Below are 16,747 nucleotides of genomic sequence, written 5' to 3'. Positions count from 1 at the left end.
GAATCGGGGTACAAGCACTATTGTTGGAAAAATGGGACTTGACCTGCATGCCGATGTCGCCGAATTGACCGCCGCCCTATTGGACGTGGAAAGCGTCTCCGGCAACGAAGGCCGGATCGCCGATCTGGTTGCGGAAGCGCTCGGCGCACTGCCGCATCTGAAGCTCTGGCGGGACGGTGATTCGATCATCGCGCGCACCGACTTGGGCCGGGCCGAACGGGTGATCCTGGCCGGGCACCTCGATACCGTCCCGTTGCCGACCACCGAAGGCGCCCGGGGGACCGTGCCCGCCAGCTGGCAAGCAGACGTGTTGTACGGACGCGGGGCCACCGACATGAAGGGCGGCGTCGCGGTGCAGCTGGCGCTCGCAGCAGGTCTGGCCGAGCCCAACCGGGATCTGACCTTCGTGTTCTACGACCATGAGGAAGTGGAAGCCGAGCTGAGTGGTTTGGGCCGGTTGGCGCGTCGGCACCGGGAACTGCTCGACGCCGATTTCGGCATCCTGTTGGAACCCACCGATGGTGTGGTCGAAGGCGGATGCAATGGAACCATGCGCTTCGAAGCGCGCAGCCGCGGGAAAGCGGCGCATTCTGCGCGGGCTTGGATGGGGCACAACGCGATCCACGACCTCGCCCCGATCCTGCAACGGCTCAGTGCTTACCAGCCGCAAACGGTCTCGGTCGAGGGACTGGACTATCGGGAGAGCCTTAACGCGGTGAAGATCCGCGGTGGCATCGCCGGGAATGTGATCCCGGACCAAGCCGTCGTGGAGATCAACTACCGGTTCGCGCCGGACAAATCCATCGAGCAGGCCGAGGCTGTGGTCTTCGAGCTGTTGGACGGCTTCGAGGTAGTGCGCACCGATGCCGCGCCCGGCGCCCGGCCCGGGCTGGACCAGCCGGCGGCCGCTGCCTTCGTGGCCGCGGTGGGCGGCGAGCCGAAGCCGAAGTTCGGCTGGACCGACGTGGCCCGGCTGGGCCAGTTGGGCATTCCCGCAGTGAATTTCGGCCCGGGCGATCCGCTGTTGGCGCACAGCGACGACGAACACGTCAGCGGCCAGGCAGTCCGGGACTGCCTGGCCGCGTTGACGCGCTGGTTGAGCTAAATCCGGCTTCCGCCGCCGGCGCTGCTGGCGTCGAGGTTTCCGGCGCCCGGTACTGCCGGGGTGTTCTTGTCCGAGGCCTTCGGGCTGCGGCGCAGCCGGCGCTCCGCGAACTTGGCCAGACCGGCCAGAATCAAACAACAACCCACGTAGAGTGTGCCGCCGATGATCGCGGCCGGAATGAACGGGGTGTCATAGGCGGTCTGTCCGCCGTAGAAGTTGATCTGGTAGAGCAGTTCCTGGTACGTGATGATGAAGCCGAGCGCGGTGTCTTTGAGCACCACTACGAGCTGGGCGATGATCACCGGGAGCATGGTGCGAACTGCTTGCGGCAGCAGGATCATGGTCATCACCCGGGTTTTGCGCAGGCCCAAGGCGTATGCCGCTTCGCTCTGCCCCTTGGGCACGGCCAGGATACCGGCCCGGATCACCTCGGCGAGCACCGAACCGTTGTACAGGATCAGGCCGACCACCACCGCGATGAACGGCGTCATGCCCTGGAAGCCGATGGACGGCAGACCGTAGAACATCAGGGCCATCAGGATCAACAACGGCACCGCGCGGAACAGCTCGGTGAACCAGCCCACCGGAGTCGAGATCCATTTGCGGTCGGAAAGCCGTCCCACGGCCAACACCATGCCCAGGACAAGAGATCCGACGGCAGCCACGCCGAAGGCGCTCAGTGTGGCGCCGAGGCCTTTGAGCAGGGTTTGCTGGACCAGCGGGAAGCTGAAAAGCTGCCATTTTTTGGCGCTGAACTGACCGGTCTCGGCGAACTTGTACACCACGAACGCCAAAAGCCCGAGCACCAGCACGATGGTCAGCAGACCGATGATCCGGTTGCGCCGGATGGCCTTGACCCCGGGCGCGTCGAAAAGCACCGAACTCATCAGGCCACCTTCCATTTCTTCTCGAGCTTGCGTTGCACCAGGCTCAGCACGGCGACCAGAATGATGAAGCCGAGGGCGACCCAGAGCAGGCTCTGCATCGCCGGGTAGCCGCGTTCGGACAGGTTCGAGCGGATCGCGCCGGCCTCCATGACCGAGAACCCGGCCGCGACCGTGGTGTTCTTCAGCAAGGCGATGAACACGCTCATCATCGGCGGGACCACGGCCCGGAAGGCCTGCGGCAGGATTACCAGCGACATGGTCTGGGCAAACGGCAAGCCGATCGCCCGGGCGGCTTCGGCCTGGCCGACCGGGACGGTATTGATGCCGGACCGAATCGCCTCGGAAACGTAAGTCGCGGTGTACAAGGACAGGGCGATGATCGCCAACGGAATGAAGCCCGGATTAGGGAAACCCAGCTTCGGATAGCCGAAGAAGAAGAACAAGAACACCAGGGTCAACGGGGTGTTCCGGATCAGGTTCACGTAAAAGGTGCCCAGTGCGCGCATCGGGGTGACCGGAGAAACCCGGAACGCGCCGACGATCACGCCTAGGACCAGCGAAAAGATCGCGGAGAAGAAGAACAGGATGATGGTGTTCTTGAAACCTTCGGTGAAGAGGTCAAGATTGTCTGTCAGTGTATTCACTGATTGATTCGCTTTCGGTCAAGACAGTCAGTCGAGACGACGGTGGTGCCCCGCGGGGCACCACCGAAGAGCCTCAGTAGTTTTCGACGGCGGGCTGCTCCACCTTGGTGCCGGACTTGCCCAAGCTGCCGTCGTAGATTTTGGTCCAGACGTCTTTGCCGTTGGTCAGCGTCTCATTGAGGAAAGTGCGCAGCGCGGTATCGCCCTTCTTGATCCCGATGCCGTACTTTTCCGTGGTGAACGGCTGGCCGACGACCTTGAGGTTGTCCGGATCCTGTGCCGCGTAGCCGAGCAGGATCGCCTGGTCGGTGGTCACCGCGTCGACCGAGCCGGTCTTCAACGCCTCGACGCACTTGGAGTACAGGTCGAATTCCTGGGTCTTGGTATCGGGGAAGTTCGCCTTGATGTTCTGGATCGGCGTGGAGCCGGTTGCGGAGCACACCGTCTTGCCGGCCAGGTCCTTCTCCGAATTGATCGAAGTGTTGTCTTTCTTCACCAGGAGGCCTTGGCCGGTGACGAAGTACGGCCCGGCGAAATCGACCAGGGCTTTGCGCTTGTCGGTGATCGAGTAGGTGCCCACGTACAGGTCCACCTGGCCATTGGCCAGGGCTTGCTCGCGGTTCGAGGAGGCGACCGCCTGGAAGGTGATCTTGTCCGTGCCCAAACCGAGCGAAGCGGCCATCCACCGGGCGATATCGATGTCGAAGCCCGAGTATTCGCCGGTGGCCGGATCCTTGAAGCCCAATCCGGGCTGGTCTTCCTTGACGCCGATGGTGATTTTCCCGGCCGACTTGATCTTGTCGAAGGTCGGGCTGCCGGAAACCGAAACGTTCTCGGCCACTTTGTACGGTGCGTCCGAGGTTGCGTCGCCCGGTGCTGCAGCGCCGCCCCCGCAGGCGCTGAGGGTCAGCGCAGCGGCGACGACGGTGGCGCCGAAGATGCTGGCTTTTTTGCTGAATCGCATGTTCTGCCTTTCGATGGTGCGAGTTGATTGCGTGAAGTTGCTGATGCTTGATCTGCTGGTTGCGCGTCCCGAGGTCAGTGCGTCAGGATCTTGGACAGGAAATCCTTGGCCCGGGTGCTCTTCGGATTGTTGAAGAACTCCTCCGGAGTGGCGTCTTCGATGATCTGGCCGTCGGCCATGAAGACCACCCGGTCCGCCGCTTTGCGGGCGAAGCCCATTTCGTGGGTCACCACGATCATGGTCATGCCGTCTTTGGCCAGACCGACCATCACGTCGAGGACTTCGTTGATCATTTCCGGATCGAGCGCCGAAGTGGGCTCGTCGAAGAGCATCACTTTCGGCTTCATCGCGAGCGCCCTGGCGATCGCGACCCGTTGCTGCTGGCCGCCGGAGAGCTGGGCCGGCAGCTTCGCGGCTTGCTGCGCCACGCCGACCCGTTCCAGCAGCGCCATGGCCTCTTGCTCGGCCTCGGATTTGCTCAACCCTTTGACCTTGATCGGGCCCAGCGTGACGTTTTCCAAGATCGTCTTGTGCGCGAACAGGTTGAAGGCTTGGAACACCATGCCGACTTCGGCGCGCAACCGGGCCAGTTCTTTGCCTTCTTGCGGCAATACCTTGCCGTCGACGCGGATTTCGCCGTCGTCAATGGTCTCCAAACGGTTGATCGTCCGGCACAATGTGGACTTCCCGGAACCGGAAGGCCCGATGACCACGACGACTTCGCCTTTGGCGACATTCAGCTCGATGTCCTTGAGCACGTGAAGCGCTCCATAGTGCTTGTTGACCGCCTTGACTTCAACCAGCGAATCAGCATTTTGACTACTCATGGTTAGAACCTACCGAATGTTCCCTTGTTATTCACCATGTGTCGGCAGATTGTGGAGATCGTGATCAAGGCGTGACTGCGGTCACTTGCGTGTCTGTTCGGGACGATGCCGTGGTTCTGCCGCGGCCATGGCATAGCCTGAACTGTATGAGCTCGCCAACCGAGAAGAAGACCGACGTTCCCGCCAGGCACCGCGGCCCGGTGCAATTGCGCCGTGGCCTCGCTGAAGGCACGACCGCGGACCAGCATTTGCTGGACACCCGTTCACCGGCGGATTTCACCAGTACCGATCCGTGGCGGGTGCTCCGGATCCAAGCCGAGTTCGTCGAGGGCTTCGGCGCCCTGGCCGACGTCGGGCCGGCGGTGAGCGTCTTCGGCTCGGCCCGGACCAAACCTGGCAGCGCGTACTACGAGACCGGAGTCGAGGTCGGCCGGTTGCTGGCCGAGGCCGGCTTCGCGGTGATCACCGGTGGCGGACCCGGCTCGATGGACGCCGCGAACAAAGGCGCGGTGGAGGGCAAAGGGCTTTCCGTCGGGCTGGGCATCGAGCTGCCGTTCGAGCAGGGCATGAACCAATGGGTGGATTTGGGCGTCAATTTCCGTTACTTCTTCGCCCGGAAGACCATGTTCGTCAAATACGCCCAAGGCTTCATCGTGCTGCCCGGCGGCTACGGCACCTTGGACGAACTCTTCGAAGCGATGGTGCTGGTGCAGACGCACAAGGTCACCTCCTTCCCGATCGTGCTGATCGGCACCGCGTTCTGGGGCCCGCTGGTGGCCTGGCTCAAGGACACTTTGGTGGCCGACGGCCTGGTCTCGCCCAAGGATCTGGACATCATCTCCGTGGTGGACACCGCGGAGGAAGCGGTTTCCAAAGTGGTCGGTGCGATCCGGTCCGGCGAGCCGGGAACGGACTCCTCCGGGACGGAGCCCGGGACAACTGCGCCGTGAGCTATTTCCTGATTTTCCTCGCCGTCGTCGTGGCGGCACTGGTGGCATTGTTCCTGGTCGGCAGCCGACGGCGCGAGCTCGGCAGGAAACCGCTTCGTTCCGAAGCGGTGCAAGACCTGCTGGACGAGGGGCTATCGGCGCCGGTGCCGAATCTGCCGCCCGTGCTGCTGCCGGAACATCCCGGCACCGACGACGTCGACCGGGTGCGGTTTTCGCTCGGCCTGCGCGGGTACCGGATGGACCAAGTGGACCAGGTATTGGATCGTTTGGCGGCCGAATTGGCCGCCAAAGACGCGCAGATCGAGGAGCTCCGGGCGCAACTCGCGAATCCGGCGTCCGATCAGCCGGCCGGGGAAATCGAAGAAGACCGGAGTGGCCCGGAAACTGCAGAGGAGCAGCAATGAGTGATCTGGCGATCGGCCCGGATGGGAAGCCGCGCTGCAACTGGCCGGGCATGGTGGGCAACGAGCTGTATTTGCAGTACCACGACCAGGAATGGGGCCGGCCGGTCCACGGCGAAGCGAAGCTGTTCGAACGGCTCAGCCTCGAAGCCTTCCAATCCGGTCTGAGCTGGTTGATCATCTTGCGCAAACGCGAGGCGTTCCGCGCCGCATTCGCGGGCTTCGACCCGGCCGTCGTGGCCGAGTACGGCGAGGCGGACGTGGCCCGGCTGATGGCCGACGCCGGGATCGTGCGCAACTCCTTGAAGATCAAGGCCACGATCAACAATGCGCAGGCGATCCTGGCGTTGCCGCAGGGGACCAGCTTGGAATCCCTGTTGGAACAGCACCGTCCCGCGCCCCGGGCACCCGGCGCGCCGGTCCCGGCGGCCACTGCGGAATCCACCGCCCTGGCCAAAACCCTGAAGAAACTCGGGTTCCGGTTCGTCGGCCCGACGACTGCCTACGCGATGATGCAGGCCGTGGGCCTGACCAATGACCACCAAACCGGTTGTTGGGTGGCCGATGAGCTCTGAGCTTGCCACGCCCGCGGACCGGGGAGCACCAAGTGCCAACCGCGTGGTCTGGGCTGCACTGCGCCGCGGATTGCGTCCAGTGGTGCGCAGCCCCTGGTGGATCCGGATCACGCTGCTCTACCTGGTCACCCGGCTGTTCAGCTTTGCGGTCTTTTCCGCCGCCGCGATGCAGCAGGGGCCGAATCCCTGGTTCGCGCCCAAGCCGGACTACTGGCATTTCATCGGGATCTGGGACGGCGAGTGGTACCAGAGGATCTTCCAAGGGTTCTACCCGCAGGAAATCCCACGCGGGGCCGATGGGGTGGCGAAGGAGAACGCCTGGGCGTTCTACCCGCTGTTTCCGTTGCTGGTCCGCGGCATCTGGTCGGTCACCGGACTCGACTGGCTGATTCTGGCGCCGATCGTGGCGACCGTTGCCGGCCTGGCTGCGAGCCTGATGATCTACAAGCTGTTCCGTTTGTTCGCCAGCACGGTCACCGCGACCTGGGCGGTCGCCTTCATCCTGGTTTTCCCGGTTTCGCCGATCCTGCAAGTCCCGTACGCGGAATCCCTGAACCTCTTCCTGCTCGCCGCGGCCTTGTACACGGTGATCAAACACCGGTATTTCTTGGCGTTGCCCCTCGTCGCGTTCAGTGCGCTGTCCCGCCCGATCGGTGTGGCGTTCGCCGGATTCGTTTTCCTGCATTTGCTCTTCCGTCTGCTGGAACGGCCGAACCCGGCCGGCAGCCGGACTGCGGGCGAGACCGGTACTGGACGCAGCACGAGCTGGCGTTCGCTGCCCCGGCGCTGGCGGGAGATCCCGTCTGCGCAACGCTGGGGCGGGGCTTGCCTGCTCCTGGTGAGCACCCTGGTGGCTTTCGCCTGGCCGCTGATCGCCTGGTGGGTCACCGGGGACCTGAAAGCCTATACCGAGACCGAAACCGCGTGGCGTGGCGGACCGTTGATCCTGTTCATGCCGTGGTTCGATACTTCGGTGCAGCTGTTCGGGCCGGTGTTCGGGCTGCTTGCGCCCTTCGGCCTGGTGCTCGCCGCGCTGCTGTATTTCAATTCGACGGCGGTCCGGAAGCTCGGCCTGGACCTGCGGCTGTGGTGCCTTTGCTATTTCTTGTACCTGCTCGCGGTGCTGCATCCGCAGACCAGCACCTTCCGGCTGCTGTTGCCGTTGTTCCCGTTGGCGCTCGCCGCGGCGTTCATCTCCCGGTCGCGGGCGTTCCGAGGTGCAGTGCTGGTCTTTTTCCTGTTGCTGCAAATCGTCTGGGTGGTATGGCTTTGGGCCTGGGCCCCGCTGCCCGGCGGTGGCGACTACCCGCCGTGACAGTTTGTCAAGATCCAGTACCAATTGGCTCCCGAGTGTGATCTGCGAGATAATGGACAGAGCGATCATTCGCTCGAGCAACTGTGAAGGGGTTTACCTGATGGCGGCTATGAAGCCCAGAACCGGTGACGGTCCAATGGAGGTCACGAAGGAAGGGCGCAGCCTGATCATGCGGGTTCCGCTCGAAGGCGGCGGACGGCTGGTTGTCGAACTCAATGCGGAAGAGGCCGGCCGGCTCAAGGAATGCCTGGTCGGCGTCACCGGCTAGCCGCCGCTGGCTGATTTCCCCCACCCGCAGCACTTTCCGCACGACCGAACCCGGACTCGGTTGAACCCTGCCCGTCACGGGTTCCAGTCCAAGAGCAGGTTTCAGTGGGCAGGGACGTCGCTGCCCACTGAAACCTGTTCGATTGGGAACTTGTCCAATTGGACGGGCAGGGTAGGGGCCTAAAGAGTTACGGGCCTAGCGGCTGGGTGCCGGTTTCGCTGTCCGGTTTCAGCGTTTGACGGCTAGGAGCACGCCGTCTCCGGTCGGCAGCATCGTGGAAATCAGGCGTTCGTCCTCCCGGATCGACTTTCCGACCTGCCGGAGTACCACGGTGCTGGCTTCCCGCACTGCGGGTTCGGCAACCCGGTCTTTGTCCAGGGCGTCGTTCACGATCAACAGGCCGCCGGATTTGAGCAGCCGGATCGCCTGTTCCACGTATCCGGGGTAGCCCGCTTTGTCCGCATTCACCAGCACCAGATCGTATGCGGCATCAGTCAAACGCGGCAGCACATCGGAGGCCCGCCCGCTGATCGTGCGTGTGCGGTTGGCCGGGAAGCCGGCTTCGGAGAATGCTTCCCGGGCTGCTTTGAGGTGTTCCACATCCCCGTCGATGCTGGTCAGCACCGCGGACGTGGGCAGCCCTCGCAGCAAATACACGCCGGAAATTCCGGCGCCAGCACCGATTTCCACCGCGGTCTGGGCTTTGGAGGACGCCGCCAGCACGCTCAGCAGCGCGCCGGTCGCCGCAGTGACCGCGTGCGCGCCCAATTCGTGCGACCGTTCCCGCGCGCGCAGCAACGTCTCATCCTCGACGGGGAGACCTTCGGTGTACGACCAGCTGTTGGATTTGTCCGCGCTCATGACCCCAAGCCTACTGCGAATCGGAGGCTGCTTCCGCTGTGCGCGGAATACGCGCTGGGCACAGGAAACTTCCAGTCGGATCTGCCATGCTTAATGCTCCATATTTTTCAGGGGGTGGGCCCTTTGGTACTGAACACGGTTGACACATCGCAATCGACAGCAGCCGAGTCCGCAGCAGTGGATCCGGCGATTGAGCAATGGGTTGCGCCCAGCTGGGAAGAAGTGGTGCGCAACCACTCGGCCAAGGTTTTCCGATTGGCATACCGGCTGACCGGCAACAAGCACGATGCCGAGGACCTCACCCAAGAAGTTTTCGTTCGGGTTTTCCGTTCCTTGGCCAATTTCACGCCCGGGACGCTGGACGGTTGGCTGCACCGAATCACCACGAACCTGTTCTTGGACCAGGCGCGGCGCAAATCCCGGATCCGTTTCGACGCCCTCGCCGAGGATGCCGAAACCCGGCTGCCCGGCCGGGACCCGGGTCCGGAACGCAGCTTCGAATTCAACAATCTCGATCTTGACGTGCAGCAGGCGCTCGACGCACTGCCGCCGGACTTCCGCGCCGCCGTCGTGCTCTGCGATCTCGAAGGGCTTTCCTACGACGAAGTGGCCGCAGCGCTCGGCGTGAAACTCGGTACTGTCCGATCCCGGATCCACCGCGGCCGGACGATGCTGCGGGCCTCGTTGGCGCACCGCGCACCACGGCCGGTCCCGGAGGCTGCGGCGCCCAAGAAACTGCCCAAACTCAAGTTGCCCCGCATCGCCGGCGTGCACTGAGTTGATATGACAGCGCGGCAACCGCATCCATCGAGTCCGGCAACCGGGGGAGCCGAAGACCTGACTGCAAGAATCTTGCAGCGCACCCAGGCGATCAATACCTCCTGCGCCGAGGAATTGCGGTTGCCTTATCGGCCCGGCTCCTGGCGGAAACCGGCGTTGCTCGGCGTCTGCACCTTGGCGATCACCGGGCTGCTGGGCGGCGCGGTCTACTTGGTGGGCGCTCCGGCCGACCGGGGCGGTTTGACCGCCGGCTGGCCCGCGGAGTCGGCGGCGAGTTTCCGCGTCGCGGCGAATCCGGGAAAGGCCATGGCAGAGTCCCGGAGTGTTTCGGTGGGAACTGCTCCGGCATCGTCGGATGCGGACGGCACGTCATTGCTGTTGAACGGTGAAGCACTCGCGGAGCTGCGTGAATCCGGTTGGTCCTGCCCCGATTTGGGCGCTTTGGGCTTCCGGCTCGCACAAGCGCAGGGCACCGTGGTGGACGGGGTGCCGACCGTGAAGCTCACGCTCGACGACGGCGACCGCACCGTCCTCGTTTACGAGCGCCACCCCGGTGGGGCTTCGGCTGATGGGCCGGTGAATCCGCTGACCGGGAACGTGGCGGCAGACGACGGTTTCCAGCCATTGGGCGATGGCAAGGTCTGGCTGAACCCGGGGGAGACCTGGCAGGCGGTGCTCAACTCGGGTGATGCGAACTACCTGGTGGTCAGCGACCAGCCGCCCAGTGCGCTCAAACCGACGACGGCGGCACTCGCGGCTTCCGGCAAAGCCGCTTCGGAATCAGCCGGCGGGTCAGGCCATGACGATGTCCCGGCCAGAATCATGCGCGGACTGTCGCGCATTTTGGCCATGGAGTAGCAGATGGGGTTTCATAGTTCCGTGCCCAACCACATCCGGCCCGCGTTCAGCGGGTAATGTTTGCTCAGACATGTTTAACATCAACGGCTTCGAGTTCCTGATCATCGGCATCATCGCGGTGCTGGTCATCGGGCCCAAACGGTTGCCCGAATACACGCAGAAGTTCCGGAACTTCGTCCGGGAAGCCCGTCGGATGGCCAGCGGAGCCCGCGAGACGATCAAAGAAGAGTCCGGCGTGGACTTGGACAGCATCGACTGGCAGAAGCTGGACCCCCGGCAGTACGACCCGCGCCGGATCATCCGCGAAGCGCTGCTGGACGATGAGGTGAAACCGGTTTCCGCCGCGGCGCCGGCCGCGATCGAAGCGGCGCCGGCGCCCGTCCCGTCCCGGGAAATCGAACGGCTGGCGGCCGGCCAACGCGCGCCCTGGGACGCCGAAGCCACCTGAGCCCGCGGAGCCGCGCAGGCTGAGCGCCGCGGTCAGTGCGGCGAGATGCCCAGATTCATCCCGGACAGGCCGCGCGGACGATCGGCCAATCCTGCAGCGATCTCCTGCAGGGCCGCCGCAGCCGGAGCTCCGGAGTCGGCAAGCACGATCGGCTCGCCGGAATCGCCGCCCGCACGGAGTCCGACGTCGAGTGGGACCTGGCCCAGCAAAGGGACTTCCCTGCCCAGAGTCTGGCTCAGCCGACCGGCCAGCCGGGCGCCGCCCCCAGAGCCGAACAGTTCCAGCTTGCTGCCATCCGGTTGGCTCAGCCAGGACATGTTCTCCACGACTCCGACCACTTTCTGCTGGGTCTGCAAAGCGATCGCGCCGGCCCGCTCCGCGACTTCCGCGGCCGCGGCTTGCGGGGTGGTGACCACCAGGATCTCGGCACCGGGCAGCAACTGCGCCGCGGAGATCGCAATGTCCCCGGTGCCCGGCGGGAGGTCCAGGAACAAGGCATCCAGATCGCCGAAGTAGACATCGGTGAGGAACTGTTCCAGAGCCCGGTGCAGCATCGGTCCGCGCCAGGCCACCGGCTGGTTGCCCGCTACGAACATGCCGATCGAGATCACCTTCACGCCATGGGCGACCGGCGGCAGGATCATTTCATCGACGCGCGTGGGTTGCTGCACGGTTCCAGCGCGGCCCAGCCCCATCAATCCCGGAATCGAGAAGCCGTAGATATCGGCATCGATGATGCCGACCTTGAGGCCTCGGGCGGCCAAGGCGCAGGCCAGATTGACCGTCACACTCGACTTCCCGACGCCGCCTTTGCCGCTCGCCACGGCATAGATCCGGGTCAACGAATCGGGCCGGTTGAACGGGATGCTGTTCTTGTCCCGTTCCGGGCGGAGCAGATCCTTCAACGCAGTGCGCTGTGCCACGCTCATCACCCCGAGTTCGACCTGGACTCCGGTGACGCCGGGCAGGCCCAGCAGGACATTGCTGGCATCCGCAGTGATGGTTTCGCGCAGCGGGCAGCCGGCGATGGTCAAGAGGACCCGCACTGTGACCCGGCCCTGGGGATCGGAGGTCACCGATTCGAGCATGCCCAGCTCGGTGATCGGCCGGCGCAGCTCCGGGTCGATCACTGTAGCGAGCGCCTGGCGCAACTCCGCAGAGCTCGGCACCGGGTCCGCGGTGGTCATGAACCGGGTCCCGGAACAGGTGCCTCGGCGGACGGATCGACCGGTTGCGGTTTGTGCTTCGGCGCTTTGACTTTCGGAATCGCCTGGGTTTTGGGCGAGCCCTTCGAATCCCGGGACCGGGAGCGGGGCGCCTCGACGTCGTCGTCATTGGCCACGATCAGGTCTTCGAGCAGGGACTTCAGTTCGGAGCGGACGAAGTCGCGGGTCGCCACTTCACGGAGCGCAATCCGCAAGGATGCCAGCTCCCGGGTGAGGAACTCGGTATCGGCCAGATTGCGCGCGGCGGTTTGCCGGTCCTGTTCGATGGCGACCCGGTCCCGGTCGTCCTGCCGGTTCTGGGCCAGCAGCAGCAGCGGGGCGGCATAGGAAGCCTGGAGCGAGAGGATCAGGGTGAGCAGCGTGAAGTTGAGCGCCCGAGGATCGAATTGCCACTCTTCCGGAGCCAACGTGTTCCAGGCGAGCCAGGTGGCGCAGAACAGCGTCATGTAGAGCAGGAACTGCGGAGTTCCCATGAACCGGGCAAAGCCCTCGGTCAGTTTCCCGAATGAATCCGGGTCCGGGGAAAACCGGGGAAACAGCCTCGAACGCAATTCGAGCGGCGTGTCCAGCCCGTTACTCTGCCGTTTGTCGGCGAACTTCTCAGCCAACTCTGCCTCCTAGTTTCTTCAAAGGTTCCCCGTCTTCGTGGGCACGCCAATCATCCGGCAGCAAATGGTCCAGGAGGTCGTCGACTGTCACCGCCCCGACCAGGCGGCCGGCGTCGTTGACCACCGGCAGGGAAACCAAGTTGTACGAAGCCATCACGTGCGACACTTCGCCGACCGCCGCCATGTCCGAGACCGGCTCCAGATTTTTGTCCACCAGGCTGCCGAGTTGTTCGGGCGGCGCGCTGCGCAGCAGCTGTTGCACGTGCACCACGCCGAGGAACCTGCCGGTCGGGGTTTCCAACGGCGGGCGGCAGACGAAGATCGCCGAGGCCAGGGCCGGGGAGAGCTCTTCGCTGCGCACGTGCGCCAAGGCCTCGGCCACGGTCGCCTCCGGCGGCAGAATCACCGGCACCGGGGTCATCAGGCCGCCGGCGGTGTCCTCGGGGTATTGCAGCAGCCGGCGCACGTCGTCGGCCTCTTCGGGTTCCATCAGCAGGAGCAGCTCTTCGGCCTTGGCACTGGGCAGGTCGGCGAGCAGGTCGGCGGCGTCGTCCGGGTCCATCTCCTCCAGGACATCGGCGGCGCGCTCGTTGTCCAGCGCGGAGAGCAGCTGCACCTGGTCTTCTTCGGGGAGTTCCTGCAACACGTCGGCGAGCCGTTCATCCTGTAGTTCGCTGGCCACCTCCATCCGCCGCTTATCGCTCATCTCCTGCAGCGCATCCGCGAAATCGGCGGGTTTGAGGTCTTCGTAGCTGGCCACGAATTGGCTGGCGCCCTGCGGTTCGCCGGCGTCCTCGTGCTCGGCTTCGTCCCAGTCGATGAGCAGGGTGTGGCCGCGGCTGAGCCGGCGCAGCCGGGAGGCGGAGTTGCCGCGTCGGACGAAGAGTTTGCTGATCAGCCAATCGCCGTTGCGTTGCTGGTCCAAGGCGATGTCCTCGACGATCGCGGGACCGGAGCCGTCGGTGAGCTGGAGTTTGCGGTCGAAGAGTTCGCCGACCACCAGCTGCTCGGCGCCGCGTTGTTCGAATCTGCGCAGGTTCACCAGGCCGGTGGAGATGATCTGGGTCTGGTCCATGGAGGTGAGCCGGGTCATCGGCACGAAAACCCGGCGCTTTCCGGTGACCTCGACCACGATGCCGACGGCGTGCGGCGCCCGGTGCCCGCGCGAGTGCACGACGACGTCGCGCAGCCGGCCCAGGCGATCGCCGAGCGGGTCGAAGACGTCCAAGCCGATCAACCGCGCAACGAAGATCCGGGTGGAGTTCGCATTCGTGTTCACCCCTCAAGGCTACTGTTTTCCACAGCTTTGCGGGAATTTGCCGGAATCCCGGGCGATCACAGCGGATGCACGGGTTCACCCGCAGCGATACCGCTGTCCGCAGCGCGTCCGGATGAGCGAGAATGGAACCATGTCGAACCTCTTTGGAAGCGCCCGTGCACTGGCCGATCCGCGCAGCGTCCCGGAAGGGGACACGGTAGGCAGCTACACCTCGTATCTGGATGCGCAGAAGGCTGTCGACTACTTGGCGGACCAGCAGTTCCCGGTGCAGAAGGTGTCGATCGTCGGCAATGACCTGAAGATGGTGGAGCGGGTCACCGGCCGGTTGAGCTATCCCAAAGTAGCGCTCAACGGTGCGTTGACCGGTCTCTGGTTCGGTCTGTTCGTCGGTGTGTTGCTCTCTTTCTTCAACTCGACGAGCGGCGGGTCCTTGCTGTCGATCCCGATCGCGATGTTGCTCGGCGCGGCCTTTTGGATGCTGTTCGGCATCGTCACCTACGCCGCCCAGCGCGGCAAGCGCGACTTCACTTCGACCTCTCAGGTGCTCGCGTCGAGCTACGACGTGATCGTGGCGCGGGAGGCCTCGATGGAAGCCCAGCGGCTCCTGCAGAACCTGCCGATGGCGAAAGCCGGCGTTCCGGCGCAGACCCCGCCGTACCAGGCGAATCCGCAGTACCGTCCCGGGACGGACCGTGATTCCCGACCGGTCCAGGGCGGCCCGGTCCAGGGCGGCCAGCCCGGCGTTGCGCCGCAGCGTCCGGAGGGCTGGACCGATCCTTATGGTTCCGGAGGCCAGGGCGCCGGAACCCCGTCGGCCGGCCAGCAAGCGCAGCCGACGCCGGAAACCGCACCGGCTCCGGTGGTCCGAGGCGCTGAGGGCGGCACCGCGCCGGGCAAGTTCCCGGACCTGCCGGACGGCCGCCCGCAATACGGTGTCCGGATCGATCCGGAACCGAAGCCGGCCGAGGCCGAAGCAGCAGCGGAACCGAAAAACCCGGAACCGAAAAACGCTCCGGGTGGCATGGCCCAGTAGGCCCGCTGGCCGGCCGACTTCCAACCTCAGATAGCCGAATGTCTCCGGGTTAGCCGTTCGTTCAAGAATCGGCTAACCCGGAGACATTCGGCTATCCAGAGTGTGGTGGAGCGTGGATCAGTTGGCTTCGTAGATGCCAGCCATCCAGGATTCGACGTCGGCGGCCTCGCGGGGAAGTGCAGCGGAAAGATTCACGTTGCCGTCTTCCGTGACCAGGACGTCGTCTTCGATCCGGACGCCGATTCCGCGGTACTCCTCCGGCACGGCCAAGTCATCGGCCTTGAAGTAGAGGCCGGGTTCAATGGTGAAGACCATGCCCGGCTCCAGGACCCCGTCGAGGTACAAATCGGCCCGCGCCTGAGCGCAATCGTGCACGTCCATGCCCAGATGGTGGCTGGTGCCGTGCGGCATCCAACGGCGGTGCTGCTGGCCTTCCGGGGCCAACGCTGCCTCGGCGGAAACCGGGAGCAGCCCCCATTCGACCAGGCGATCGGCGAGCACCTGCATGGCGGCGCCGTGGAGGTCCCGGAACTTGGTTCCGGGCTTGGCGACCGCGAAGGCCGCATCCGCGGCGTCCAGGACCGCCTGGTACACCTTGCGCTGGGTTTCGCTGAAGCTGCCGTTGACCGGCAGCGTGCGGGTCACATCGGCGGTGTAGAGCGAATCGGCTTCGACGCCGGCATCCAGGAGCAGCAATTCGCCGGAATTGACCGTGCCGTTGTTGCTGATCCAGTGCAAGGTGGTGGCGTGGTCGCCAGAAGCCGCGATGGTCTCGTAGCCCAAGCCGTTGCCTTCTTCCCGGGCCCGGGCGGCGAAAGCGCCTTCCACGACCCGTTCGCCGCGGCGGTGGCTGATCGCGCGGGGCAGCGCTTTGACCACTTCGGTGAACCCCTCGACGGTCGCGGCGACCGCGATCTTCATCTGCTCGATTTCCCACGGGTCTTTGACCAGGCGCAATTCCGAAGCGGCTTCGGCGAGCTTGGCGTCCTGCTCATCTGCCTGGCTCAGATCGACCAGCTCCGGGTTGGCTGCGGTGTTGATCCGCGCGGTGTCGATCAGCGCGTCGACGCTCTGGTCGACGTCGCGGATCAATCGGACTTGGACGCCGCCGACGTTGGCTTCGCCGATGTTTTTGGTGAGCGCGACTTCGAGTCCGGCGAGATCGGCGGTTTCCAGGGCCAGTTCGGCCTGGAGTTCGGCGAGCGTCGGCCGTTTCCCGATCCAGAATTCGCCGGAACGGGCATCGGCATAGAACTCTTTGGTGTCCCGACCGGCCAGGGGGCGGAAGTACAACGTGGCCCGGTGGTTCCCGCCGTCGTCGCCGGAGCCGGCTTCGACTGGTTCCAGGATCAGCACCGCATCGGGCTCGTGGTCCACACCGAGGCCGGTCAGGTGGGCGAAGGCCGAATGCGGGCGGAAAATGTAGTCGGTGTCGTTGGAACGCACCTTGTGCGGACCGGCCGGCAGCACCAGGCGTTCACCCGGGAACTGCTCGCTGAGCGCCTTGCGCCGTTGGGCGGCGAACTCGGCCACCGCTGCCTGACTGGGCAGGTCTTGGCCGGAAGGCGCCCAGTTCGCGCTCATGAAGCTGCGGAAGGCAGCTGAGTCCGGACGCAGCGAGCGGTTGTTCACCCGCTCCTCGATGGGCTGGTTCTCGGGGTTTTCTTGGGGTTCGATGGTCTCAGTCACGTGCCCAATCCTGCCACTGCTGCCCAGGG

19 protein-coding genes are annotated in these 16,747 nt (G+C 64.8%); 10 read left to right on the top strand and 9 right to left on the bottom strand.

Annotation, left to right across the window (positions count from 1 at the left end; genetic code table 11):
- Positions 1–31 precede the first annotated feature (31 nt).
- The gene (dapE, locus tag JOE69_RS05000) at positions 32–1,105 is read left to right on the top strand and encodes a succinyl-diaminopimelate desuccinylase (protein ID WP_309796603.1); all 1,074 of its coding nucleotides are present in this window, start codon (positions 32–34) and stop codon (positions 1,103–1,105) included.
- Here dapE and JOE69_RS04995 read toward each other — a convergent pair.
- The 4 genes from JOE69_RS04995 to JOE69_RS04980 form a co-directional block, all read right to left on the bottom strand.
- Positions 1,102–1,992 carry an amino acid ABC transporter permease gene (locus tag JOE69_RS04995; RefSeq protein WP_309796601.1) on the bottom strand — a complete coding sequence of 297 codons (891 nt, stop codon included), beginning with the start codon at positions 1,990–1,992 and terminating at the stop codon, positions 1,102–1,104. The two genes, dapE and JOE69_RS04995, sit on opposite strands and share 4 nt — an antisense overlap.
- A complete protein-coding gene (locus JOE69_RS04990) occupies positions 1,992–2,636 on the bottom strand; it encodes an amino acid ABC transporter permease (RefSeq protein WP_296365281.1) in 645 nt (214 codons plus the stop codon). Before JOE69_RS04990 ends, JOE69_RS04995 begins: the two co-directional genes overlap by 1 nt.
- 73 nt (positions 2,637–2,709) lie before the next feature.
- Positions 2,710–3,600 carry a glutamate ABC transporter substrate-binding protein gene (locus JOE69_RS04985; protein WP_309796598.1) on the bottom strand — a complete coding sequence of 297 codons (891 nt, stop codon included), beginning with the start codon at positions 3,598–3,600 and terminating at the stop codon, positions 2,710–2,712.
- 74 nt (positions 3,601–3,674) lie between these two features.
- Positions 3,675–4,427 (bottom strand): amino acid ABC transporter ATP-binding protein, encoded by a 753-nt coding sequence (locus tag JOE69_RS04980; RefSeq protein WP_374709673.1) that lies wholly within the window; start codon positions 4,425–4,427, stop codon positions 3,675–3,677.
- Positions 4,428–4,573: 146 nt separating this feature from the next.
- Between JOE69_RS04980 and JOE69_RS04975 the strand changes: the two genes are divergently transcribed.
- The 5 genes from JOE69_RS04975 to JOE69_RS04955 all read left to right on the top strand — a co-directional run bounded on the left by JOE69_RS04975 (position 4,574) and on the right by JOE69_RS04955 (position 7,936).
- Positions 4,574–5,377, top strand: a complete 804-nt coding sequence (locus JOE69_RS04975) for an LOG family protein (protein WP_309796596.1) — start codon at positions 4,574–4,576, stop codon at positions 5,375–5,377.
- Complete coding sequence (locus JOE69_RS04970) at positions 5,374–5,781, top strand: DivIVA domain-containing protein (protein WP_309796594.1); 408 nt, start codon at positions 5,374–5,376, stop codon at positions 5,779–5,781. The genes JOE69_RS04975 and JOE69_RS04970 overlap by 4 nt, the downstream gene beginning before the upstream one ends.
- The gene (locus tag JOE69_RS04965; protein ID WP_309796592.1) at positions 5,778–6,353 is read left to right on the top strand and encodes a DNA-3-methyladenine glycosylase I; all 576 of its coding nucleotides are present in this window, start codon (positions 5,778–5,780) and stop codon (positions 6,351–6,353) included. Before JOE69_RS04970 ends, JOE69_RS04965 begins: the two co-directional genes overlap by 4 nt.
- Entirely contained in the window at positions 6,343–7,668 is a 1,326-nt protein-coding gene (locus JOE69_RS04960; RefSeq protein ID WP_309796590.1) for a hypothetical protein, read from the top strand. The genes JOE69_RS04965 and JOE69_RS04960 overlap by 11 nt, the downstream gene beginning before the upstream one ends.
- Before the next feature lie 100 nt (positions 7,669–7,768).
- Positions 7,769–7,936 carry a DUF3117 domain-containing protein gene (locus JOE69_RS04955; RefSeq protein ID WP_296365273.1) on the top strand — a complete coding sequence of 56 codons (168 nt, stop codon included), beginning with the start codon at positions 7,769–7,771 and terminating at the stop codon, positions 7,934–7,936.
- Between the two features lie 228 nt (positions 7,937–8,164).
- On the opposite strand, the gene JOE69_RS04950 is transcribed toward JOE69_RS04955, so the two are convergent.
- The gene (locus JOE69_RS04950) at positions 8,165–8,797 is read right to left on the bottom strand and encodes an O-methyltransferase (protein WP_309796588.1); all 633 of its coding nucleotides are present in this window, start codon (positions 8,795–8,797) and stop codon (positions 8,165–8,167) included.
- A 177-nt stretch (positions 8,798–8,974) separates the two neighbouring features.
- Between JOE69_RS04950 and sigE the strand changes: the two genes are divergently transcribed.
- The 3 genes from sigE to JOE69_RS04935 all read left to right on the top strand — a co-directional run bounded on the left by sigE (position 8,975) and on the right by JOE69_RS04935 (position 10,883).
- Positions 8,975–9,574: an RNA polymerase sigma factor SigE gene (gene sigE / locus JOE69_RS04945; protein ID WP_296365270.1), complete on the top strand. Its 600-nt coding sequence runs from the start codon at positions 8,975–8,977 to the stop codon at positions 9,572–9,574.
- 6 nt (positions 9,575–9,580) lie between these two features.
- A complete protein-coding gene (locus JOE69_RS04940; RefSeq protein WP_309796586.1) occupies positions 9,581–10,435 on the top strand; it encodes a hypothetical protein in 855 nt (284 codons plus the stop codon).
- 70 nt (positions 10,436–10,505) lie between these two features.
- A complete protein-coding gene (locus JOE69_RS04935) occupies positions 10,506–10,883 on the top strand; it encodes a twin-arginine translocase TatA/TatE family subunit (protein ID WP_309796584.1) in 378 nt (125 codons plus the stop codon).
- Between the two features lie 32 nt (positions 10,884–10,915).
- Here the strand turns inward: JOE69_RS04935 and JOE69_RS04930 are convergent, their stop codons facing one another.
- The 3 genes from JOE69_RS04930 to JOE69_RS04920 are packed head-to-tail and all read right to left on the bottom strand — an operon-like array spanning position 10,916 to position 13,996.
- On the bottom strand, positions 10,916–12,070 hold the full coding sequence (locus tag JOE69_RS04930; RefSeq protein WP_309796583.1) for an Mrp/NBP35 family ATP-binding protein: 1,155 nt from the start codon (positions 12,068–12,070) through the stop codon (positions 10,916–10,918).
- A complete protein-coding gene (locus tag JOE69_RS04925) occupies positions 12,067–12,717 on the bottom strand; it encodes a DUF1003 domain-containing protein (protein ID WP_309796581.1) in 651 nt (216 codons plus the stop codon). Before JOE69_RS04925 ends, JOE69_RS04930 begins: the two co-directional genes overlap by 4 nt.
- Complete coding sequence (locus tag JOE69_RS04920) at positions 12,710–13,996, bottom strand: magnesium transporter MgtE N-terminal domain-containing protein (protein ID WP_309796578.1); 1,287 nt, start codon at positions 13,994–13,996, stop codon at positions 12,710–12,712. Before JOE69_RS04920 ends, JOE69_RS04925 begins: the two co-directional genes overlap by 8 nt.
- Positions 13,997–14,126: 130 nt before the next feature.
- On the opposite strand from JOE69_RS04920, the gene JOE69_RS04915 reads away from it, so the two are divergent.
- Positions 14,127–15,029, top strand: a complete 903-nt coding sequence (locus tag JOE69_RS04915) for a YflT domain-containing protein (protein ID WP_309796576.1) — start codon at positions 14,127–14,129, stop codon at positions 15,027–15,029.
- 117 nt (positions 15,030–15,146) lie between these two features.
- On the opposite strand, the gene JOE69_RS04910 is transcribed toward JOE69_RS04915, so the two are convergent.
- Positions 15,147–16,718: an aminopeptidase P family protein gene (locus JOE69_RS04910; protein WP_309796574.1), complete on the bottom strand. Its 1,572-nt coding sequence runs from the start codon at positions 16,716–16,718 to the stop codon at positions 15,147–15,149.
- Positions 16,719–16,747 lie beyond the last annotated feature (29 nt).

This window comes from Arthrobacter russicus (assembly GCF_031454135.1).
GTDB lineage: Bacteria > Actinomycetota > Actinomycetes > Actinomycetales > Micrococcaceae > Renibacterium > Renibacterium russicum.
Note: the sequence above shows the minus strand (reverse complement) of the source record. Positions and strands in the feature narration are given on the sequence as shown.